At 63.9% G+C, this 21400-nt stretch carries 24 protein-coding genes; 16 read left to right on the top strand and 8 right to left on the bottom strand.

Going from position 1 to position 21400, the window contains the following annotated elements; genetic code table 11:
• The first annotated feature begins 64 nt into the window (after positions 1 to 64).
• Together ABVQ20_RS02230 and ABVQ20_RS02225 are read left to right on the top strand one after the other, a co-directional pair.
• On the top strand, positions 65 to 466 hold the full coding sequence (locus ABVQ20_RS02230; RefSeq protein WP_354457869.1) for a DUF4189 domain-containing protein: 402 nt from the start codon (positions 65 to 67) through the stop codon (positions 464 to 466).
• Positions 467 to 682: 216 nt separating this feature from the next.
• Positions 683 to 874, top strand: coding sequence for a YodC family protein (locus tag ABVQ20_RS02225; protein ID WP_354457868.1), 192 nt, complete (start codon positions 683 to 685; stop codon positions 872 to 874).
• A 51-nt stretch (positions 875 to 925) separates the two neighbouring features.
• Here the strand turns inward: ABVQ20_RS02225 and ABVQ20_RS02220 are convergent, their stop codons facing one another.
• Together ABVQ20_RS02220 and ABVQ20_RS02215 are read right to left on the bottom strand one after the other, a co-directional pair.
• Positions 926 to 1069 (bottom strand): hypothetical protein, encoded by a 144-nt coding sequence (locus tag ABVQ20_RS02220; protein ID WP_354457867.1) that lies wholly within the window; start codon positions 1067 to 1069, stop codon positions 926 to 928.
• Positions 1070 to 1777 carry an SPFH domain-containing protein gene (locus ABVQ20_RS02215; RefSeq protein ID WP_354457866.1) on the bottom strand — a complete coding sequence of 236 codons (708 nt, stop codon included), beginning with the start codon at positions 1775 to 1777 and terminating at the stop codon, positions 1070 to 1072. It abuts the gene before it with no gap.
• 217 nt (positions 1778 to 1994) lie between these two features.
• Here ABVQ20_RS02215 and ABVQ20_RS02210 point away from each other — a divergent pair, with 217 nt between their 5' ends.
• From ABVQ20_RS02210 to ABVQ20_RS02190, 5 genes are all read left to right on the top strand, one after another.
• Positions 1995 to 2426: a hypothetical protein gene (locus ABVQ20_RS02210; protein WP_354457865.1), complete on the top strand. Its 432-nt coding sequence runs from the start codon at positions 1995 to 1997 to the stop codon at positions 2424 to 2426.
• A gap of 6 nt (positions 2427 to 2432) precedes the next feature.
• Positions 2433 to 2975: a hypothetical protein gene (locus ABVQ20_RS02205; RefSeq protein WP_354457864.1), complete on the top strand. Its 543-nt coding sequence runs from the start codon at positions 2433 to 2435 to the stop codon at positions 2973 to 2975.
• 111 nt (positions 2976 to 3086) lie between these two features.
• A complete protein-coding gene (locus ABVQ20_RS02200) occupies positions 3087 to 3317 on the top strand; it encodes a hypothetical protein (protein WP_354457863.1) in 231 nt (76 codons plus the stop codon).
• Between the two features lie 238 nt (positions 3318 to 3555).
• Positions 3556 to 3843 carry a type II toxin-antitoxin system RelE/ParE family toxin gene (locus ABVQ20_RS02195; RefSeq protein WP_354457862.1) on the top strand — a complete coding sequence of 96 codons (288 nt, stop codon included), beginning with the start codon at positions 3556 to 3558 and terminating at the stop codon, positions 3841 to 3843.
• A gap of 4 nt (positions 3844 to 3847) precedes the next feature.
• Positions 3848 to 4141, top strand: a complete 294-nt coding sequence (locus tag ABVQ20_RS02190) for an addiction module antidote protein (protein ID WP_354457861.1) — start codon at positions 3848 to 3850, stop codon at positions 4139 to 4141.
• Positions 4142 to 4321: 180 nt separating this feature from the next.
• Here ABVQ20_RS02190 and ABVQ20_RS02185 read toward each other — a convergent pair whose 3' ends face one another.
• From ABVQ20_RS02185 to ABVQ20_RS02175, 3 genes are read right to left on the bottom strand one after another with little or no spacing between them, the layout of a single operon-like run.
• Complete coding sequence (locus ABVQ20_RS02185) at positions 4322 to 6580, bottom strand: xanthine dehydrogenase family protein molybdopterin-binding subunit (protein ID WP_354457860.1); 2259 nt, start codon at positions 6578 to 6580, stop codon at positions 4322 to 4324.
• The gene (locus ABVQ20_RS02180) at positions 6570 to 7628 is read right to left on the bottom strand and encodes an FAD binding domain-containing protein (RefSeq protein WP_354457859.1); all 1059 of its coding nucleotides are present in this window, start codon (positions 7626 to 7628) and stop codon (positions 6570 to 6572) included. The genes ABVQ20_RS02185 and ABVQ20_RS02180 overlap by 11 nt, the downstream gene beginning before the upstream one ends.
• On the bottom strand, positions 7625 to 8137 hold the full coding sequence (locus ABVQ20_RS02175) for a (2Fe-2S)-binding protein (RefSeq protein WP_354457858.1): 513 nt from the start codon (positions 8135 to 8137) through the stop codon (positions 7625 to 7627). Before ABVQ20_RS02175 ends, ABVQ20_RS02180 begins: the two co-directional genes overlap by 4 nt.
• 352 nt (positions 8138 to 8489) lie before the next feature.
• Here ABVQ20_RS02175 and ABVQ20_RS02170 point away from each other — a divergent pair, with 352 nt between their 5' ends.
• From ABVQ20_RS02170 to ABVQ20_RS02130, 9 genes are all read left to right on the top strand, one after another.
• Positions 8490 to 9107 (top strand): TetR/AcrR family transcriptional regulator, encoded by a 618-nt coding sequence (locus ABVQ20_RS02170; RefSeq protein WP_354462092.1) that lies wholly within the window; start codon positions 8490 to 8492, stop codon positions 9105 to 9107.
• A 237-nt stretch (positions 9108 to 9344) separates the two neighbouring features.
• Positions 9345 to 11054, top strand: coding sequence for an ATP-grasp domain-containing protein (locus tag ABVQ20_RS02165; RefSeq protein WP_354457857.1), 1710 nt, complete (start codon positions 9345 to 9347; stop codon positions 11052 to 11054).
• 34 nt (positions 11055 to 11088) lie between these two features.
• The gene (locus ABVQ20_RS02160; RefSeq protein ID WP_354457856.1) at positions 11089 to 12621 is read left to right on the top strand and encodes a hypothetical protein; all 1533 of its coding nucleotides are present in this window, start codon (positions 11089 to 11091) and stop codon (positions 12619 to 12621) included.
• Positions 12622 to 14094: a pyridoxal phosphate-dependent decarboxylase family protein gene (locus tag ABVQ20_RS02155; protein ID WP_354457855.1), complete on the top strand. Its 1473-nt coding sequence runs from the start codon at positions 12622 to 12624 to the stop codon at positions 14092 to 14094. It begins immediately after the preceding gene.
• A 239-nt stretch (positions 14095 to 14333) separates the two neighbouring features.
• Positions 14334 to 15542 carry an ABC transporter substrate-binding protein gene (locus tag ABVQ20_RS02150; protein WP_354457854.1) on the top strand — a complete coding sequence of 403 codons (1209 nt, stop codon included), beginning with the start codon at positions 14334 to 14336 and terminating at the stop codon, positions 15540 to 15542.
• Positions 15543 to 15565: 23 nt separating this feature from the next.
• On the top strand, positions 15566 to 16333 hold the full coding sequence (locus tag ABVQ20_RS02145; protein WP_354462091.1) for an ABC transporter ATP-binding protein: 768 nt from the start codon (positions 15566 to 15568) through the stop codon (positions 16331 to 16333).
• Complete coding sequence (locus tag ABVQ20_RS02140) at positions 16326 to 17033, top strand: ABC transporter ATP-binding protein (protein WP_354457853.1); 708 nt, start codon at positions 16326 to 16328, stop codon at positions 17031 to 17033. The genes ABVQ20_RS02145 and ABVQ20_RS02140 overlap by 8 nt, the downstream gene beginning before the upstream one ends.
• 325 nt (positions 17034 to 17358) lie before the next feature.
• Positions 17359 to 18246 (top strand): branched-chain amino acid ABC transporter permease, encoded by an 888-nt coding sequence (locus ABVQ20_RS02135; protein WP_354457852.1) that lies wholly within the window; start codon positions 17359 to 17361, stop codon positions 18244 to 18246.
• A gap of 1 nt (position 18247) precedes the next feature.
• Positions 18248 to 19219 carry a branched-chain amino acid ABC transporter permease gene (locus tag ABVQ20_RS02130; protein WP_354457851.1) on the top strand — a complete coding sequence of 324 codons (972 nt, stop codon included), beginning with the start codon at positions 18248 to 18250 and terminating at the stop codon, positions 19217 to 19219.
• Positions 19220 to 19406: 187 nt separating this feature from the next.
• Here the strand turns inward: ABVQ20_RS02130 and ABVQ20_RS02125 are convergent, their stop codons facing one another.
• From ABVQ20_RS02125 to ABVQ20_RS02115, 3 genes are all read right to left on the bottom strand, one after another.
• Complete coding sequence (locus ABVQ20_RS02125) at positions 19407 to 19856, bottom strand: SRPBCC family protein (protein ID WP_354457850.1); 450 nt, start codon at positions 19854 to 19856, stop codon at positions 19407 to 19409.
• 89 nt (positions 19857 to 19945) lie between these two features.
• Positions 19946 to 20239, bottom strand: a complete 294-nt coding sequence (locus tag ABVQ20_RS02120; protein ID WP_354457849.1) for a hypothetical protein — start codon at positions 20237 to 20239, stop codon at positions 19946 to 19948.
• A gap of 203 nt (positions 20240 to 20442) precedes the next feature.
• Positions 20443 to 21201, bottom strand: a complete 759-nt coding sequence (locus ABVQ20_RS02115) for a DUF899 domain-containing protein (RefSeq protein ID WP_354457848.1) — start codon at positions 21199 to 21201, stop codon at positions 20443 to 20445.
• Positions 21202 to 21400 lie beyond the last annotated feature (199 nt).

The raw sequence follows: 21400 nt of genomic DNA, 5'->3' as shown, positions 1-21400 counted from the left end.
CATATCCCGGCTCCGTTTGCGCCTTGTGGGACTCTGCCCACCGTGGCACAGGAGGCAAATCCACTTGACCAAGCGAGACTCAAAACAGATGTGCACCCGAGCCAGAACGACGGCTGCCCTCTCCCTCCTGGCGTTCGGCGGGCTTCTGTTCGCCTCCGTGTCCGCAAGCGCGGATTCCTGGGGCGCCATATCCATCGACTTCAAGACGGCGCAAACCGATCCCTATTTTGGCGTCGGCGGCGGAAGCAGCGAGGACGAAGCCATCACCAATGCGCAGAAATTCTGCGTGGAAGCCGGTGGTGCCGAATGCAAGACCGTCGTCAGCTACCAGCAGTGCGGCGCCTATGCGGCCAGCGGCAAGGGCGGCGGCTGGGGCAAGTCCTCGACCCAGAAAACCGCCGAGGCCCAGGCCATGGCCGGCTGCAACGACGACGCCTGCAAGATCGTGACGTCGGACTGCAACTAGAGTTACTCCACCACCAGCTAATATTGGATGGCCATCGTTGCGAAGAGCCGCGGCATTGCAAAAGCAAGTGCCGCGCGCGTTTCAATCTAGTCGAATGCCGGATCGGTACGGATTCTGGCTTTACGATTGATATCGACTGGCCGCACACATGCTTCTTGTCTGCACGCGCCATAGGGGATTACCATCGGTTGTGGTCAACCGTCGGGAGGAACCATCATGGCCGGCACTTTCAAGACAGGCGACGTCGTCAAGCTGAAATCGGGAGGCCCGAACATGACCGTCAGTGACGGTTCCGCGTCGGGCTCGTATCTGTGCCACTGGTTCAATCGCGAGGGCGACGTCTGGATCCCGCAGCATGTCGGCTTCAAGCCCGACCAGTTGAAGCTGGTCGAGCAATCGTCGACGTGAATTCGCGCCCGGACACGTTTCGCGCGGTGAGGCCGAGCACGCGATGAACCTCTAGGCTGCACCCTTCAGCACCGCCGCTTGGCCGGCGCGCGCCAGGGCGCCGGTCGGGTTCAGGCTGTCGACCATGGCGGTCGGGATGAGAATCGTGGCGCCGCCTTCTTTCGTCGTCTCGTAGATGATGTTCATGGCGCGCAACTACAGCGCCGCCGGATTGCCGGCATAGATGGTGGCCGCCTCGACGAATTTGCCGGCGACTTCCGCTTCCGCGGAACCAAGAATGACACGCGCCTGCTTCTCCCGCTCGGCCTGGGCCTGGCGCGACATCGCATCCTGCAGGGCCACGGGGATGGCCACGTCGCGGATCTCGACCGACATTACGGTCACGCCCCATTGGGTGGTCTTGAGGCCGATGACATCGCGCAGATGCTCGTCGGCCGCCTTGCGGTCGGACAACAGCGACGACAGCATCGACGACCCGATCATCTCGCGCAGCGATGTCTGCGCGACACGATCGATCGCCTCGCGGTAGTTGGTGATCTCGAGCGCCGCCTGGCGGGCATCATGGACGTGCCAGAAGATGATCGCGTCGACATTGACCGGCACCGTATCCCTGGTCAGCGCCTGCTCGGCGTTGAAGGCGGTGATCTGGATGCGCTCGTCGATCACCGCCACGACATTGTCGATGACCGGGATGATCAGGAACAGACCGGGCCCCCTGACGCCCTGCAGATTGCCGGCGCGCAGGACAACGAATTTCTGCCAGGTGTTCGCCATCTTCAGCGCGGCGGCGATGAGCAGCGCGATGATGATGAAGCGCGCGCCGAGCCACGGGCTCGTCGCGGCGCCGAGACCGATGCCCAGGAGGGCAAAGACCGTGGTGAGGAACAAGGTGATCGGGTTCATGATCGTCACTCCGTTGGCGTGACCTCATCTGGTCGCGCAATGCCGCGGCAAGTGTCGCAAAGGGCGTCGATCAGGCCCCTGGCGGGGACCGTTGGCCGGCAATCCATGCAAACGATCATGACTGCGCCTCTTGGAGGACAATCGTCATCAGGCAGGAATCATAAGGTGATGGGCGGCTTGGCCGTCAAAAGGCAGCGCACGTTGGGCGAAAGCGTTGATGTCGGCCAATCTGCCTGCGAGGTTCGCGCTGGGCCGAGCGATCGTTAAATTCTTTGGATGCCGATTAACGCATCCGCGATCAATGTTTGCTATCAGTCGCCTTGTTATGAAGGCTGCGGCTGACGTGCGAAAATCCCTTTTAGTCCTGGCGACACTGTGCGGCGCCTGCTTTCCCGCGTTCGGTGCCCAATCGACGGCCGACAGCAAATGGCCGTCTTTTGTCTTCTTTGGCGACGGTGAAAATCAGAAGATCGATGCTCCACTTTATTTCAAGGAGCAAGAGGGCAAACCCCCTCCGGAACCGTTAAGCAGCATTGGTTCCGGCAACGGTGCCGTCGGCCCAAGCGCTGCACAGCCCGTAGCTGTGAGTGGCGATACCCACGGCACCGGCAAATTCGTAAAACCATCTTTCTCAAGCGGTCGGCAGTAACGCATAGTGGCCGGGCAGTCGCTGAAGGCTATCGCGCTCGCCTTGTACCGACGTCATTGTCTCCACCGTCAATCGCATCTAGAGCTTCCCATGCGCGATTCCAGTTTCGCGCTTGGGGGAAAGATGAACCTTATCCGGATTGGCCTGCTGGCCATGATCGCATGTGCTTGGCCCATCGGCGTTGCCTCGGCCTACACCGATGAGGATTCGTATACGGCGGTCAGCGGCACGGCCATGAGCGTGACCGGCGACATTCAGTTCGATGATTTCGGCATAACATTCGCGAACGGCGAAACGCTCAAATTCTCTGGCCTCGTAGACGACCATTTCAGTGTCGACGGCGAGGACGTTCCGGCCTCCGTCTATCGCGTCAGCCGGCCGCGCGACCCTAAACTCGAAAATGGCAACCGTCTTTGCGGTTCCGGTCCGGTGACATTCATAGCGAACTGGGCTTCCGGAGAAAGCGGCTCGGTCATCGCCGTTTTCACCGGCGATGAAGCACCGTCAAGTGATGACGAGATGTGCGCCTCATACACTTACGAACAATAATTGCGACCGGGCAGCCCGATCGAGCCGCCCGCTTCGGACCTTGCCGGCCGGAACCGTTGGTGGTTACCTCCCGTGCGGATCATCATCCCGCAACGTGACTGGAGACCTGACGTGGCCAAATGGTTCGTGGAGGAAATGACGCTCATGGGAGCATCGGGCGAGCCAATCGAGGTCGACGCTGCCAGCGCGGTCGCCGCCGCCAAGAAGGCCCTGAAGCTCAGCCTCAAGGAGAGCAATGACGGCGGCAGGCTCAAGGCAAAAGCCTGGCAACTCCCGGTGCCTGGGGATCCTCCGCAGATTGTCTATCTCTACGAGCCGGCCAAGCACGAGCACCATCCGTGATGTCGGTTTGGGCATGGAGCATGGAATTGGCGGAGCAGTGAAGCTCTCCGCCTAGGCCAAATTCCCCAAAAAAGAAGCCCACCTCGAAAGACCGGCTTCTCGCAGGACCGGCCCGTGGCAGGCGCACTCTGACTTGTCGCCGGCTTGTCCGCCCTCCAGGCGCTCACCCACCCGGACTGTGAATTATTTTTCACAACTAAGTTGACCGCAATCGAACCGTTAATTATAGTTCACACATATGGTCGAAGTTCGCCAAACCACTGAATTTCGCGACTGGCTCAAGGGCCTGAAGAATATCCGCGCCGCGGAGATCATCGCCATCCGCATCGCCCGCGTTCAATCGGGGTTGCTCGGGGATGCGAAATTCTTCGACGGGATCGGCGAGCTTCGCATTGACCACGGCCCTGGCTATCGCCTGTATTTCTTGAAGCGCGGTAACGAGGTCATCATCCTGCTCTGTGGTGGCGACAAGTCCTCACAGAAGCGCGACATCAAGAAGGCCATCCAAATGGCCAAGGAGGTCTAAGACCATGCCCCTCGAAACAGTACCCTTTGACCCCGCCGAGCATCTTGCCAGTCCAGAGAGCCAGGCCGAACTTGTGGCAGATGCTTTCGCCAGCGGTGATGCAACCTATATCGCCAATGCCCTTGGCATTGTTGCCCGAGCTCGCGGCATGTCGGCGGTTGCCAAAGAGGCCGGCGTTACCCGTGAAGCCCTCTACAAGGCTCTGAGCCCGACAGGCGATCCACGTCTTTCGACCCTGCTTGGAGTCGTGAAGGCGTTGGGGGTGACCCTGAAGGCCGAACCCAAGACAACACCTTAGGGCGTGATCCCGAAAGGTGGAATCCGGCTCTCTCGACAAACGGTCCCCCGTTTGTCGAGAGATCATCCTCAAACAAGCAGATAGAGCCCCATCCCGATTCCATCGGGATGGAACAGGCTCCTATCGGCTTGGGTTTGGCTGCCGATCTGGTTAGTTAAACCGTGGGAGGGAAGCGCCTCCTCACCCCATCACATCTTCGATGCGGATCGGAAAGCGCCGGGGACGCACGCCAGTCGCATGCCAGACTGCGTTGGCGATCGCGCCGGCCGTGCCGGTGATGCCGATCTCGCCAACGCCCTTGATGCCCAGCGCGTTGACGTAAGGGTCGTGCTCGTCGATCAGCAGCGCCTCCACCGACGGCACGTCGGCATTCACCGGCACGTGATATTCGGCGAGGTTGGCGTTCTGGATGCGGCCCGTGCGCCTGTCGGTGACGGCTTCCTCGAGCAGCGCGAAGGAGACGCCCCAGATCATGCCGCCAAAATACTGGCTGCGCACCATACGCGGGTTGACGATCCGTCCGGCGGCAAAGGCGCCGACCAGGCGGGTGACGCGGATCTGGCCGAAATCGGGATCGACCTTCACCTCGGCGAAGACAGCGCCATGCGCATGCATGGCGTAGACCTCCTGCGCCGCCGGGTCCGAGGCACTCTTGCCACGACCCTCGATCTCCCTGAGGCCGGCGCGAGCCAGGATCTCGCCATAGCTTTCGCTGCGGCTTTCATCGTCGCGGCGATAGAGCCGGCCATTGCGTGCCAAGACGCCCTCATTGCCGGCGCCGAACAGCGGCGAGGCCTCGTTGCCGGTGGCGAGGTCGGCGAGCCTGGCGATGACGGCCGCTCCTGCATTGTGGATCGCCATGCCCGCCGTCGCCGTGTGGCCAGAGCCGCCGGCGATGCCGGCATTGGGTAGGTCGGAACTGCCGGCCCGGAAATCGACATCGTCGATGTCGAGCCCCAGTCCATCGGCGGCGATCTGGGCGAAGGCGGTCCAGGCGCCCTGCCCCATATCCTGCGCGCCGGTTTCCATCAGGCCGCTGCCGTCGGCCCGTATCACCGCGCGCGCCTCGGCCTGGAACATCAGCGCCGGGAATGTCGCCGTGCCCATGCCCCAGCCGGTGAGGAAGCCGTCACTGTCGCGCATCCGGCGCGGCTCGAGCGGCCGGCCCATCCAGCCAAAGTGCACCGCGCCCTGCGCATAGCATTCGCGCAGCGCCTTGGAGGAGAACGGCTTGCCGGTCATCGGCTCGACCTCGGCATAGTTCCTCAGCCGGAACTCCAGCGGGTCCATGCCGCAGGCTTCCGCCGCCTCGTCGATGGCGCTCTCCAGCGCGATCGAGCCGGTCGCTTCGCCGGGCGCGCGCATGAACAGCGGCGTGCCGGTGTCCAGCCGCACCGCCTCATGCGAGGTGGCGATGGCAGGGCTGGCGTAGAGCGTGTGCGAGGCATCGGCCGCCGGCTCGAAGAAGTCGTCGAAGGTGCTCGACGCGGTCTTGGCGTGATGGCCTATCGCCGTGAGCCGCCCCTCGCCGTCCATGCCCATGCGCAAGGTCTGGCGCGTCGGCGCGCGATGGCCGACCGGCCCGTACATCTGCTCGCGCCGCAGCACCAGCTTGACCGGGCGGCCAACAAGGCGCGCCGCCAATATGCCCAGCACCTGCGGCCCGGCGATCATGCCCTTGGAACCGAAACCACCGCCCAGGAAGGGGCTGCGGATATGGATGTTTTCGGGCGCGATGCCGAAAAGGCCGGCGATGCGGCCCTGCGCCATGGCAAGGCCCTGGCTTGGCGTGTCGATCGACAGCCTGTCGCCATCCCAGGCAGCGACGATCGCATGCGGCTCCATGGCGTTGTGATATTGGGACGGCGTCTCATAGGTCGCCTCGATGCGCGTCGCGGCCGATTTCAGCCCGGCCTCGACATCGCCCTTGTGATGCACCGCCGGATTGCCGACGCCGACACCGGCGGGCACGAAGCTTTCGGCGCCGTCGAGGCCAACGCGCGCGGGCAGCACCTCATAGCGCGGCGACAAAAGCGCCGCCCCTTCGGTCGCCGCCTCCAGCGTCTCGGCGATCACCACCGCGATCGACTGGTTGGGGTAGCGGACCCCATCGTTCTGCAGGAGGTCCATCCGGAACATGAAGGGATGGTCCTTGGCATCGGGATCGACGGCGAGCGCCGGCCGGTTTTGCGGCGTCATCACCTCGACCACGCCTGCGTGCGCCTTTGCCGCCGCGACATCGAGCGAGACGACCCGGCCACGTGCGATGCTGCTCACCGCCAGCACCGCGTAGAGCATGCCGGGCGGATGGTTGTCTGCGGCATAGCGGGCCGCACCGGTGACCTTGAGAAAGCCATCGCGGCGGGTGAGCGGCTGGCCGATACTGGAGCCCTGCCTGAGATGGGCGGGCTGCTGGTTGAGGCTGAGTTCAAGCGTCATGACGCACTCCGGGAAGGGAGGAAAAGGGAGAAGCAGGCAGTGCGGGCATCCGCGCGGGCGTTCCAGCAAGGGCCGACATCAGCGCCCTGACCACGATGCGGCGGGCAAGCGCGATCTTGAACGCATTGTCGCCGGAGGGGCTGGCGTCGGCCAATGCGGCGTCCGCCGCACGAACGAAGCTCGCCTCGTCGGCATCGGCGCCCAGCAGCACGGCTTCCGCCGAGCGCGCCCGCCAAGGCTTGGCCGCGACGCCGCCCAGCGCCAACCTCGCCGCGCGGATCTTGCCGCCGTCGACAATGAGGGCAGCTGCCGCCGAAACGACGGCGAAGGCATAGGAGGTGCGCTCGCGCACTTTCAGGTAACGGGCATTGCCGGCGAACGTGGCGGCTTCCGCCGGCAGGCGCACCGCGACGATCAGGTCACCGGGCTCCAGCGCATTTTCCCGTTGCGGCGTCTCGCCGGGAAGGCGGTGGAATTCCTCCAGCGTCACGTGGCGCCGGCCTTCCCTGCCCTCGATCTCGACCACGGCGTCGAGCGCCACCAGCGGCACGCAGAAATCCGACGGGTGGGTGGCGATGCAGGCATCGCTCCAGCCGAGCACGGCATGCAGGCGGTTCTCGCCGCCCAGCGCATCGCAGCCGGCGCCGGGCTCGCGCCTGTTGCAGGCGCTGGCGGTGTCGTAGAAATAGCTGCAGCGGGTGCGCTGCAGCAGGTTGCCGCCGACGGTCGCGGCATTGCGAAGCTGCGCCGAGGCGCCCGACAACAGTGCCTCCGCCACCGCCGGATAGGTTTTCGCGAAGGCTGCGTCGTGGGCGAGATCGGCATTACGGACCAACGCGCCGATACGCAGGCCGCCATCAGCCAGCCGCTCGATGCGGTTGAGCTCCGGCAGCCGGGTGATGTCGACGATGCGCTCGGGGTTGGTGACGCCGCCCTTCATCAGGTCGAGCAGATTGGTGCCGCCGGCGAGATAGGCCGAACCCGGCTCGGCCGCGGCAGCGATGGCCTCAGGGATGGTGACGGGCCTGATATAATCGAAGTTTCTCATGCCGCGGTCCTCCGCTCGGTGTTCTCTGAAGTCTTGCGGGCGAGCGTCTCTTGCGCCTCCAGCACGGCCTCGACGATGCCGCCATAGGCCGCACAGCGGCAAAGATTGCCGCTCATCGCCTCGCGGATGCGTTCGGGATCGCCGCCGGCCTGGCCTTCGGCGATCAGGCCAAGCGTGCTCATGATCTGGCCCGGCGTGCAGAAGCCGCACTGGAACCCGTCATGGGCGATGAAGGCGGCCTGCACCGGGTGCAATTCCTGGCCATGGGCAACGCCCTCGATGGTCAGCACGTCAGCGCCATCATGGCTGACCGCCAGCGCCAGGCAGGAATTGATGCGCTTGCCATCGACAAGCACCGTACAGGCGCCGCACTGGCCACGGTCGCAGCCCTTCTTGGTGCCGGTGAGCTCAAGCCGCTCGCGAAGCAAGTCGAGCAGGGTTACGCGCGGATCGACCTCCAGTTCGTGGCGGTGTCCGTTGATGGTGAGGGAAAGGGGAAGACTGGTCATGGGCGTCTGGCTCCAGTTTGCTTGACGCGGATGGGGGATGATCTGGTGTCGGGGAAGGATCGGGCAAGGGCGGCGTATACTGAGGCGAGCGTGATCTCCCCCTCGAGGGGGAGATCACGCTCTTCGGTGTCTTCACCAATCTCCAGCCATCGGTGGCGGCTTGCAGGCTCGAAGGACATGACATACTCGATCCCCTGACTATATTGATGGAAGGCGCGCTATTGTTGAGAGGCGCGCTCATGTAAACGGAGGCGCCTCCGCTTATATAAGTAGACCGCGCCCTCCCCGTTTCAAGCGGGTCGGGCCGAGAATTCGTACTGGAGTGAAAAAATTGGCCGCCCAGCCATCCGCCATGCCCACCGAGAAGGCCCCGGAAATGCCCGGCGGAAAGGCTGCGGCCGACAAGCCGCTGCGCGCCGATGCGCGGCGCAACCGCGACAGGCTGGTCGAGGTCGCGGCGTCCGCCTTCGCCGAACAGGGCATCGATACCCCGCTGGAAGAGATCGCCCGGCGCGCGGGCGTCGGCATCGGCACGCTCTATCGGAATTTCCCGACGCGCGAGCATCTGGTTGAAATCGTCTACCGGCGCGAGGTGGAAGCGGTCTGTGCCGCCGCGGGCGAACTCGCCCGCCAGCATCCGGCCGATGTCGCCCTGGAGCAATGGATGCAGCGCTTCGTCGATTACATCGCCACCAAGCGCGGCCTTTCAACCAGCCTGCGCATCCTGATCACCACCAACTCCACACTGTTCTCGGACACGTCCGGCCGCGTGTCGCTGGCGCTGCGCGGTCTGGTCGACGCGGCTGTCGCCGACGGATCGATTCGCGGCGACGTCGACAGTTCCGACGTGCTGCACGCACTGTGGGGCATCTATTCCGCCCCCGACACCAAGGACTGGCGCGACCGCTCCCGCCGGCTGGTCGGGCTGCTGATGGACGGCTTGCGGTTCGGGGCTGCCAAGGGTCCGTGACGCGCGGCCAAGGAAAAGCGGGCATTGCCTCCGCCCCCGCGAAACCGCCCAAAGCCTGCAACGTCCGATCCGCGCCAGCGCCTGTGATCCGCCAGGCATGAATTATTCCGGCCTATGCAACAGGACACCACAAGGCTCGCACAAGCGCCGACAGCGATGGTGGAACCGCACATCGTGCGCGAGGCGGCGTGGAGGCTGAACTGGCCGTAACCACCGCGTGACAGAAGGCTTGAGAGCTTGAAAAACGCGGCAGCCCTGATCGAGACATTTGAAAATCCGAACCTCATAAAGGGCAAGGCACCCATAGTACGAGCCGTCTTTGAAGGGAGGGATATTTCCCCGATATGGGATGAGCTGTTCGGGCGCGTTTCTGCCGATCCCACCGATGCAGCGGCGTTCCTGGATGTGTCGATCCTGCTGCACGCGATCGGTGAAGAAGACAAGGCGGTGCTCAGCCAGAAGGCCGCGCTCGAGATCAGCCGGAAATATCGGATAGTCAACGGACGCGGCACCGGCCCGAACGTCCTTGTCTTCGTCACCGCCGGCGACTTCATGGCCAACACGCCGATCGAATTCCTGCTTGAGGAATCCGACGCCAACATCCTGCTCCATTATGTCGATGCCGACACAGCGGACCTGAACGATGTTCCCGAGCATGACGTCGCGTTCGTGGCCGTCGGTGAGTCAGCGGCCAATCTCCCGGTGCTGGAGACCCTCCACCGTCTGCTGCAGGGTTGGGCCGGCCCCATACTGAACAACGCGCCGCGCCGCATCATGGATCTGTCCAGGGATGGTGTCGCCGAAGCCCTTAAGGGCGAGCCCTCGATACTCGCGCCCGCCGCCGTGCGCGTTTCCCGGGATGCGATCGGGCAACTGGCTGCCGGTGAGATCGAGGTCGCCTCGATCCCTGGGAACGGTTCTTGGCCGGTCATTGTCCGCCCGGTGGGCACCCATGCCGGCAAGGGAATGGAGAAGATCTCCACCCCATTGGAGCTTTCGGCCTACCTGAATTCTCAAGCCGAGGCCGAATTCTTCGTTACGCCCTTCATTGATTACAGCGGGCCGGACGGCAAATTCCGCAAGCAACGCATCGCGTTCATCAATGGTCGGGCCTACGCCAGTCACCTCGCGGTCTCCAAACACTGGATGGTGCACTATCTGAACGCCGGCATGACCGAGCACGAGGACAGGCGTGCCGAAGAGGCGTCATGGATGGCCAGCTTCGACAGCGATTTTTCGGTGCGCCACGCGCGTTCCTTCGATGCGCTGCATCGGCGTCTCGGCCTGGACTATTTCGCCATCGATTGCGCCGAGCTTGCCGACGGCCGCCTGCTCGTGTTCGAGGCCGACGTCGCCATGATCGTCCATTCGATGGATTGGCAGAGCATGTTTCATTACAAGAAGAGCGCCATGCGCAAGCTCTTCGCGGCCTTCGAGGATGCACTGGCACAACGCGTGACGCGAGCAGCTCCGACGCCTGCGGTCAAATGCGCCCATACGGGCAAACCCGCCGTCTATCAGAAGACAGATGACGACTGCCTGGTTTGCGCCCTGGCGATGTTCACGGGCCGAACCTACGAGGAGATCGAGGACCTCGCTGGCAGTTGCGATCCGGCGTATCCGCGGGGCGGGCCGATGAGCCATTCCATCATGCGCAACGTTGCCAACAAATGCGGCGTCGTACTCCTCAGCGGCATTTACATGCTGTGGGCCAGGCCCGCGATCATCGGCGTGGTTTCGCCGACCGTTCCCGACACCGGCCACGCCGTTTTCTGGGATGGCGAGAAGATCATCGATCCGGGTTTCTGCGGGCGCGTCGATCGTTCCTATGTCGACCGATGCGGGCTGGAATTCACGCAGCGGGCGAGCGATCTCGAACCGCTGATCCGTCACGACGTCCAGGTCTCCGCCCTGGCCGGTGCCGTGACGACCAACGAGCCACTCTGACCGCAACCACATCGCCCTGAATACGGAGAAAATCATGCCCGCGATTCAGCGCGCGAACCTGCAGGCCCTCAACACAACCGGTGAACCCGGTCATCTTTCGCATGCGCCGGCCTCCGTTTCATTGCTGCTCGGCACGGGTGGCGACAGGCGCATCTGGCCGGATGCGATAACGCGGCGCAACCGCTATGGAACGCTGGCAATGCCCGCCGACGATGAGATTTCATTCTCGTCGACAACGGCAAGCAACGTTTCCGCCGAAGGTTTCCTGGCAGCGGGCGTCGCGTTGCGGCGCCTCATCGACCTGGAATCGCCCTCGCCTGTCGCCTACGATCAATGGTTCGCCGACATCCGCGAGGGGATTCTTCGCAACCTTGGCTGCGTCGGTGCCGAGGTCGCCCTCGCCGCCTCCGGCACGGATGCGGAACTCATCGCGCTGTGCCTGTTTGCCGGACTTTCGAAGCGCCCCCTGACCAATGTGCTCGTGGCGCCGGACGAAACGGGAAATGGCGTTCCACGGGCGGCCGCCGGATGTCACTATTCGGATCTGACCGCGCTTGGCAGCGTCGTCGAGGCCGGAGCGCCTCTGGAGGGCCTGCCGCCCGGCCGCATCGAAGTGCGCACGATTGCCATCCGCAACGAAACAGGCGAACCCCGGCATCAACATGAAATCGATGCCGACGTTATCGCAGCCGTCGAACTGGAATTGAGGCGGGATCGCGATGTCCTCGTCCATGTGCTCGATACGTCGAAAACCGGCCTGCCGGCCGTGACACGGCAGGCAGCGCGCCATGTTGCCGCCCTTGCCCCCGGACGGGTGCACATCATCGTCGATGCCTGCCAGTTCCGAGGCTCCATTTCCAGCCTGAGGCAGGATCTCGCCGATGGTTTCGTGGTGGCGTTGACCGGATCGAAATTCATCGCCGGCCCGCCTTTTTCGGGCGCGCTTCTCATCCCTTCTTCATTGGCCGAAGCATTTGCCACGAGGGCCCGCATTCCAGCAGGCCTGGCGGAATACACCGCGGCCCAGGACTGGCCGGCCGCCCTTCGCGAACGAACAGCCTTCGCGTTCAAGTCCGAATTGAACCTGGGACTGGGGCTGCGTTGGGTTGCCGCCCTGGCCAATCTCGAGCGCTATGCGCAAATCGCCGAAGCGCGGCAAAGCCTCATCAAGGAGCAGTTTGTCTGTCTGGTACGGTCTCGCATCGACGGCATGAAGGGCGTCTCGCTTCATCCGCATGATGAGGGCGACCACCTCGGCTCGCGTGCAATCGTCCCGTTGACGATCACCAAGGCCTCGGGCTCCTTTGCCTCGTTCGAGGACTCCCAGACCCTTCAGCTGTTGATGCGCACTCTGGCCGAGCGGCCGGTCTGCCATATCGGCCAGCCTGTGCGCCTGGGGTCGCGCGCGGTCCTGCGTGTTGCCGGCTCCGCGACCGATGTGGCCGCTGTCTCGGCGGGCATGGCAGAAGGCCAGTCCCTGCATCAGGCCATGGCGCCGATCGAGGCCAGGCTCGACGTTTTCTTCGACGGATTGTCAGCGGTCGTTCAGCACCTCAGAGGTGCATGATTGTCACTTTCCGCCAATGGGATACCTGCCGCGGCTGGCGATCTCGCCGAGCCCAGCCTAGATCCAGCGGACTGGGATCAGTTTCGCGAGCTCGCCCATGGCTTGCTCGACGATATGATCACCCACATCGAAACGATCCGGCAGCGGCCGGTATGGCAGGCGCCGGCGGAGGAAACCCGCCAGCGGTTTACCCGCCCGCTGCCGAACGGATCGCGCGAACTGGGCGAAGTGCTGGATGACGTGCGCACGCACATCATGCCGTTCGCGACCGGCAACCTGCATCCGCTGTTCATGGGCTGGGTGCATGGCGCGGGCACGCCGGTCGGAATGGTGGCGGAAATCGTCGCCAGCGGCCTGAACATGAACTGTGGCGGCCGCGACCATGCCGGCCTCGTGGTCGAACAGCAGATCGTACGCTGGATGAGCGAGGCCCTCGGCTATCCGGATGGGGCGAGCGGCCTGTTCCTCACAGGCTCCTCGATGGCGAACTTCGTCGCCGTCACCATCGCCAGGACCGAGGCGCTGGGCCAATCCGTCCGAGAGACCGGCCTGCGCGGCGAACGCCAGCTTGTCGCCTATACGTCCGCCCAGGCCCATTCCTGCATCGCCCAGGCGATGCAGTTGTCCGGCATCGGATCGGCGAATCTGCGGCTGGTCGAGGTCGACGACGCCGGAAGGATGCTGCCCGATGCGTTGCGCGCGATGATCGCGGAGGACCGCGCCAAGGGGTTCTGGCCCTTTCTCGTCGTTGGCACCGCGGGCACGGTCAACACCGGGGCCATCGATCCGCTGGCTGATATCGCTGACATCGCATCTCGGGAAAATCTCTGGTTCCATGTCGATGGCGCGATCGGTGCGCTTGCCATGTTGTCCGATTCCCTGCGCGATCTCTTCAAGGGCATTGAACGGTCGGCGTCGGTCGCCCTCGACTTTCACAAATGGGGCCAGGTTCCCTACGACGCCGGATTCCTGCTGGTGCGGGACGGCGATGCCCAGAAGCGTACATTCGCGCAGCCCGCCGCCTATCTGCAACGCGCCGATCGCGGGCTTGCCGCCGGCGAGACCTGGCCTTGCGACCTGGGTCCGGACCTGTCGAGAGGCTTCCGGGCGTTGAAGACATGGATGACGATCGAGGCGCTTGGAGCCGATCGCATCGGACAGTCGATCGCACACAGCTGCATGCTCGCGCATCATCTCGCCAAGCGCCTGGAGCGCCACCCGGCATTTGAACTGAAGGCGCCGGTCGCGCTCAACATCGTCTGCTTCGGCATTCGTGGGAGCGACGCCGAGTTTGTCCGCACCCTTGTGCTGGACCTGCAGGAATCCGGTCTGGCCGCGCCTTCATGGACCACAATCAACGGCGAATTGGTGGTGCGCTGCGCGATCGTCAACCACCGCACGACCACGGCCGATATCGACGGCTTCATGGATATTCTCACCAGCACCCTCGCCGATCGCGGCGTCTGGAGCTAGCCTCCGAAAACGGACGGCCTGCCCTCGCATGGCGATCGACCGGAGACCGGGCGATGGTCTGCTACGAAAGCAGCAGTTCTCGTGATGGCGTGTCGATGTTACGAATTCATTCGGGCGGTCCGTGGTTGCGAACGCAGGCGGTAAACATACTATCTTTCCAGGGAAATCGGGGGCGTTCTTGAAGCAGTGACTGGCTGACGCGGGGTTCACCGACGGATGGCCGCAAGGGAGGAAATCCAGTGAAAGCGACGTACCTCGTTTCGGCCGCGTTTTTCGCGGCGACCGCGGCCTCGGCATCGGCGGCGGGAATTTCCGATGGCAAGGTGAAGATCGGCATCCTCAACGACCAGTCGGGCGTCTATGCCGATTTCGGCGGCAAATGGTCGGTCGCGGCGGCCAAGATGGCGGCCGAGGATTTCGGCGGCAAGGTGCTGGGCGCGCCGATCGAGATCGTCGACGCCGATCATCAGAACAAGCCGGACATCGCCTCCAACATCGCCCGCCAGTGGTATGACACCGAGCAGGTCGACGCCATCATGGAGCTGACGACATCCTCGGTGGCGCTGGCCGTCCAGGGCATTTCCAAGGAAAAGAAGAAGATCGACATCGTCACCGGCGCCGCCGCGACCGATCTGACCGGCAAGCAATGCTCGCCCTATGGCTTCCACTGGGCCTATGACACGCATTCGCAAGCGGTCGGCACCGGCGGCGAACTCGTGAAGCAGGGCGGCGACAGCTGGTACTTCATCACCGTGGACTACGCCTTCGGCTATTCGTTGAAGGAGCAGACCGCCAAGCTCGTCGAAGCCGCCGGCGGCAAGGTGCTGGGCGAGGTGCGCTATCCCCTGGGTTCCACCGACTATTCCTCCTTCCTGCTGCAGGCGCAGTCGTCCGGCGCCAAGGTCGTCGGCCTCGCCAACGCCGGCCTCGACACCTCCAACGCCATCAAGCAGGCAGCCGAGTTCGGCATCGTCGCCGGCGGCCAGCGGCTTGCGGCCCTGCTGTTCACGCTTGCCGAGGTGCATGGCCTGGGCCTGCAGGCGGCGCAGGGCGTGGTCCTGACCGAAGGCTACTACTGGGACCGCGACGACAAGAGCCGCGAATTCGCCGATCGCTTCTTCAAGCGCACCGGCCGCATGCCCAACATGATCCAGGCCGGCACCTACTCGGCCGTGACGCAGTATCTGAAGGCGGTCGAGAAGGCCGGCACCGACGAGACCGAGGCGGTCGCCAAGCAACTGCATGAGATGCCCGTCAACGATGTCTTCACGGCGAACGGCAAGGTCCAGGCCGACGGCTCCATGGTGCACGACATGTATCTCTATCAGGTCAAGAAGCCCGAAGAGAGCAAGCGGGACTGGGACTACTATACCTATCTGGCGACCATTCCGGGCGACAAGGCCTTCATGAAGGCCGAGGACAGCGGCTGCCCGCTCGTTACCAAGTGACGGCAGCGGCCGCCGTGGCCGTGATGCCCGCAAGCGCGGAACCACGGGTGGTGCTCTCCGCCCGTGGACTCAAGCGCGACTTCGGCGGCTTCATCGCGGTCAACAATGTCGACCTCGATGTCCACCACGGCAGGATCCAGGCGCTGATCGGCCCCAATGGCGCGGGCAAGACCACTGTCTTCAACCTGCTCACCAAGTTCCTGCAGCCATCGAGCGGCAGGATCGAACTGCTCGGACGCGACATCACCCGCAGCCCGCCCGCCAAGGTGGCGCGCATGGGGCTGGTGCGATCGTTCCAGATATCGGCTGTGTTCCCGCATCTCAGCGTGCTCGACAATGTGCGCGTCGCGCTGCAGCGTCCCAGCGGCCTCGGCGTCCAGTTCTGGCGTTCGCTGTCGGCGCTCGACAGGCTGACGCCGCGCGCCGAGGAGTTGCTGCGGTCGGTCGGCCTCGACGATGCCAGGAACCGCTCGGCCGGCGACCTTTCCTATGGCCGTAAGCGCGTGCTCGAGATCGCCACGACGCTGGCGCTCGATCCCAAGGTGCTGCTGCTCGACGAGCCTATGGCCGGCATGGGCCACGAGGATGTCGGCATGGTTTCCGACCTCATCCGTTCCGTCGCCAGGGATCGCGCCGTGCTGATGGTCGAGCACAATCTGACGGTCGTGGCCGATCTCTGCGACTGGATCACGGTCCTGCAGCGCGGCGAGATCCTCGCCGCCGGCGACTACCAGACGGTCAGTTCAGACGAGCGCGTCAAGGTGGCCTATATGGGGACCGATCATGGCTGAGGCCCCTCTCCTCACTGTGCGCGATCTCAACGCCTGGTATGGCGAAGGCCATGCGCTGCATGGCGTCAACCTCGATGTCTTCGAGGGCGAGACGGTCACGCTCATCGGCCGCAACGGCGTCGGCAAGACCACCACACTGCGCGCCATCATGGGGCTGATCCGCAAGCGCACCGGGACGATCAGCTTCGCCGGAAAGGATCTGATGCGGCTGCCGCTGCACAAGACCGCCCATGCCGGCATCGGCTTCGTGCCGGAGGAGCGCGGCATCTTCGCCACGCTGACCGTCGACGAGAACCTGATCCTGCCGCCGGTCGTCGCCAAGGGCGGCATGAGCGTCGCGGAGATATTCGACCTGTTCCCCAACCTGAAAGAGCGCCGCAACAGCCCGGGCACGAAACTGTCCGGCGGCGAACAGCAGATGCTGGCGATCGCCCGCATGCTGCGCACCGGGGTCAAGCTTTTGCTGCTCGACGAGCCGACCGAGGGCCTGGCGCCCGTCATCGTCCAGCGCATCGGCGACCTGCTGGCAACCCTGAAGAAACGCGGCATGACGATCCTGCTCGTCGAGCAGAATTTCCGCTTCGCCAGCCGCGTCGCTGATCGCTTCTACCTGATGGAACACGGCAAGGTGGTGGGCGAATTCCCGGTCGGCGAATTGTCGTCGCATATGACGCAACTGCACGAGGTGCTGGGGGTATGACCCGGAGATTAGCTCGGAAGCCACAGGTGAGAGGTAAACCTTCGGGACGCCGCCGGTCGGCAGCGGATTGCATCCTGGTTGTTGCCTGCCGGGTGTCGGCGCTGCCCCTCATCGCCCTGCCGGGCACTTCTCCCCGTATGGTGACGGGGAGAAGGGGCTGGCGGCAGCGCTGGCTTCCTTCCAGCAACGCTGATGGTTGGCGAAATCGACGGGGACAGCGCCCCTCACCCCGTCACTATACGGGGAGAGGATGCCGGCAGGCAGGTGAGGGGCAGCGCCAACGCTGGCAATTGGCAGGGCCGACTTCAACTCCGGCAGCGACGCCATGACGATGATCTTCGGAATCCCCGTCCAGGCACTTCTCGGCCAGTTGCTGGTCGGCCTCATCAACGGCTCGTTCTACGCCATGCTGAGCCTGGGGCTCGCCATCATATTCGGCCTGCTGCGCATCATCAATTTCGCCCATGGCGCGCAATACATGCTCGGCGCCTTCGTCGGCTACCTGCTGCTCGTTCACCTCGGCATCGGCTACTGGCCGGCCCTGATCCTCGTGCCGCTGGTCGTCGGGCTCTTCGGCATGGTGGTCGAACGGCTGGCGCTGTCCAGGCTCTACGACCTCGATCCGCTCTATGGCCTGCTCTTCACCTTTGGCCTCGCCTTGGTCATCGAGGGCGTCTTTCGTTACTTTTACGGCGTCTCGGGCAATCCCTATTCCGTGCCGCCGCTGCTGGCCGGCGGCACCAATCTCGGCTTCATGTTCCTGCCCAATTATCGCGGCTGGGTGGTGGTGGCGTCGCTCATCGTCTGCTTCGGAACCTGGGCGCTGGTCGAGAAGACGCGGCTTGGCTCTTATCTGCGCGCGGCGACGGAAAATCCCCGCCTGGTGCAAGCATTCGGTGTCAACGTGCCGCTGCTGCTCACCCTGACCTATGGGCTGGGTTCGGCGCTCGCCGGGCTGGCCGGCATCCTGGCCGCGCCCGTCTACCAGGTCAGCCCGCTGATGGGATCGGACCTCATCATCGTCGTCTTCGCCGTGGTCGTCGTCGGCGGCATGGGGTCGATCCTCGGCGCGATCGTCACCGGCTATATGCTGGGCCTCGCAGAAGGGCTGACCAAGGTGTTCTATCCGGAGGCCTCCAACCTGGTGATCTTCGTCATCATGGCGATCGTGCTTCTGGTAAGGCCGGCCGGCCTGTTTGGAAGGGATGCCTGACATGACGACAGTCACGCCCCACGATGCCGCCACCAAAACCGCCGCACGGCTCGAATGGGCGCTGGTGGCGCTGGGCATACTGGCGCTGCTGGCGGCGCCTTTCTTCGTCTACCCGATCTTCCTGATGAAGATGCTGTGCTTCGCGCTGTTCGCCTGCGCCTTCAACCTCTTGCTTGGCTATACCGGCCTGCTCTCCTTCGGCCATGCCACCTTCTTTGGCGGCGCCGCCTATTTCTGCGCCCATTCGATAAAAGTGTGGGGCTGGCCGCCGGAAGCCGGCATCCTGCTCGGCGTGGTGGGCGCCGCAACGCTCGGCCTCGTCATGGGCTTCTTCGCCATTCGCCGGCAGGGCATCTATTTCGCCATGATCACGCTGGCGCTGGCGCAGATGTTCTATTTTTTCTGCGTCCAGGCGCCCTTCACCGAAGGCGAGGACGGCATCCAGGGCGTACCGCGCGGCCACCTCTTCGGCGTCATCGACCTCAATGATCCCCTGAACATCTATTATGTTGTGCTGGCGATCGTCCTTATCGGCGTCTTCGCCATCTGGCGCATCGTCAACTCGCCCTTCGGCATGATCCTGCGCTCGATCCGCGAGAACGAGAACCGCGCGATATCGCTCGGCTATTCCGTCGCCAACTACAAGCTGGCCGCCTTCGTCATGTCGGCCGCACTAGCCGGCCTCGCCGGCGCGCTCAAGGCCATCGTCTTCCAGTTCGCGACGCTCACCGACGTTACCTGGCAGATGTCGGGAGAGGTCATCCTGATGACCCTGCTCGGCGGCATCGGCACCATGGTCGGTCCCATCATCGGCGCCGGCCTCGTGGTCGGCCTGGAAAACACGCTGGCGACCTCCGGCTTCCCGGTGACCATCGCCACCGGACTGATCTTCATGATCTGCGTGCTCGTCTTCCGGCGCGGCATCGTCGGGGAAGTATACGCACGGGTTTTCGGCTCGAAGGATGGCGCTTAGCCGAGATCGCCCAGGAAGTCGGCTAAGGATTGTCATGCGAGCAATGGGACAGTCGCAATTCTCTCGGTGCGCTCAGTTGATGGCAGGCTGTCCCCTCAACCAACCCCATAGACAAGGCTCACGCGCCCATTCGCCCGCGCTGGTCAGCGTTGCCGCCTCCACATGGGTGTAGCTACCGGAGCGCTGATCATGGGGTCCCCGACAGTGGGGTGCCCTTGCCGCTCGCAATCAGGCTGCGCAAACTGCCGTTGATGAAGGTGCTCCATCCGTCCGAGCAGGCATCATAGCACTCATAGTCGGGAACAAGACCCTGATGCGTGAAGCGGATCTCGGTCCCTCCGCTCTTTCTGGAGATATCGAAGATGATGTCCGTGCCGATCCACTCGGTCTTGTCGTCGATGAAGCTGAAATAGTTGTCGAGGACGTGCCAGGCGACCCTCTTGCCAGGCACGTGCTCTGTCACTTTGATCCGGCAGCGATGGCTATCCCTGTAGTGATAATCGAACGCCTCGCCTGCCCTGTCGGTTTTGCCTTCGATATCCTGCGACCACCATCCGCGAACATTGTTGATGGCGGCGAAAACTGTTTCCGGAGTCTGGTCCACCGTGAAGGTGGTGGTGAAGCTGTTGTTGGACATGATCATCTCCTGTTTTGGGGTGTGCCCGTCGCTGTCAGTGGGCTGCAGCGGTGGTCGATCGTCTAAAAGTCTGCGGGATTGACGGGCGGCTATTGCTGCCCCAGCCGGGCCTGTCGGCCGGAAATCACCCTCAGCCAGGGCGCTAGGTGGAAGGCGCTCATCAAGAGATACATCGCCGGCATTCCGGTCAGGGGCAGGCCGGCGAGCGGCGAGATCTCCGGCATGCACATCATGGAAGTACTGCCGCCGAGAACACAGGTGAGCAGCGCCATCAGGGCGAAGGTCGGCGCGGCGGCGAGGCACAGCCAATCGGCGATGCCAAGGGTGGCCGTCTTGGTGTTTTCGGGGATTACCCCGCCGGCGCCTGCGTGGATATCAGCCATGATCTTTCTTCCTTGATGGTTACCGGGCGGGACCTGGGTTCCTCGCCCCCGCCGAAGGTTGGGGAGAGATGGCGCGGCGAGGTCGAGACAGAGAGGGGACTGCGCCCTACGAAGCCCCCTCTCCGTCCGCTTCGCGGACACCTCTTCCCCACTTCGTGGGGGCGAGGAACCCAAGCTGGACTAGGCGTGGCTCCCGCCAATCCTTACTGGCCGCTCTTCTCCCTGAACGCGGCCTCTCCCGCATCCGACACCTCGACCCATCTCTTGTCCGCCGCGGCACCTTCATCGTAATTGTCGTGCCAGTTCCACCACTTGTAGGTCTGGGTCTGCGGATAGCCTTCGGGCGAATCCTCCCAGACCTCCTGGCGGCCGAGTGGAGTTACGTCGAGATAGCTCCAGACGGTGCCCATGACCTCGTCGCCACGGTTGTTGATGAAATAGGTGCGGAACACCCGGTCGCCGTCGCGGAAGAACACGTTGTGGCCGTGCCATTCGTCGACGCCGAAGTCTTTGTCGAAGCTGTCGGTGATGGTGTACCAGGGCATCTCCCAGCCCATCCGCTTCTTCAGCCTGACAATGTCGGCCTGCGGCGCGCGCGAAGCGTAGGCCAGCGTGGTGTCGCGGGCGTTGAGATGGGCGAGATGGCCGACCTGGTCGGCGCCCAGCGAGCAGCCACGGCAGGCATGATCAGGCCAGCCGTAGACGCCCGGCTCGAAGAAGGCGCGGTAGACGATCAGCTGGCGGCGGCCTTCGAACAGGTCGATAAGGCTCGTCTTGCCGTTCGGGCCGTCGAACACATAGGCCTTGTCCACTTCCATCCACGGCATCCGCCGGCGCTCGGCGGCCAGCGCGTCCCTGGCGCGCAGCGTGGCCTTCTCCTTCACCAGCAGCTCTTGCTGCGCTGCCTCCCACGCCTGCCGGGAAACGATCGGTGGTGTCTTCATGGCTACATGCTTGTTCATCGGTCTTCTCCTTGGTCAATCTGCCGTCGCGCCGTTGCGACGCGTTGCTGCTTGCTGATCGCGAGCCAGGCTAGTGTCGCCAGGCCGCGAGGAGGGAGTTACAAGTGTGGCGTGATTTGAATCCTCCGGTCCGCCGCAGCAGGGATGATGGGCGCGCCCGGAAGTGGCGGTTGCCGCCTCGTGGGTCAGGTCGTCGCAA

Origin of the sequence: Mesorhizobium shangrilense (genome assembly GCF_040537815.1) — a bacterium.
GTDB classification, from domain to species: Bacteria; Pseudomonadota; Alphaproteobacteria; order Rhizobiales; family Rhizobiaceae; genus Mesorhizobium; species Mesorhizobium shangrilense.
The sequence above is the reverse complement of the archived record's forward strand: the minus strand, read 5'-3'. Positions and strand labels throughout refer to the sequence as shown.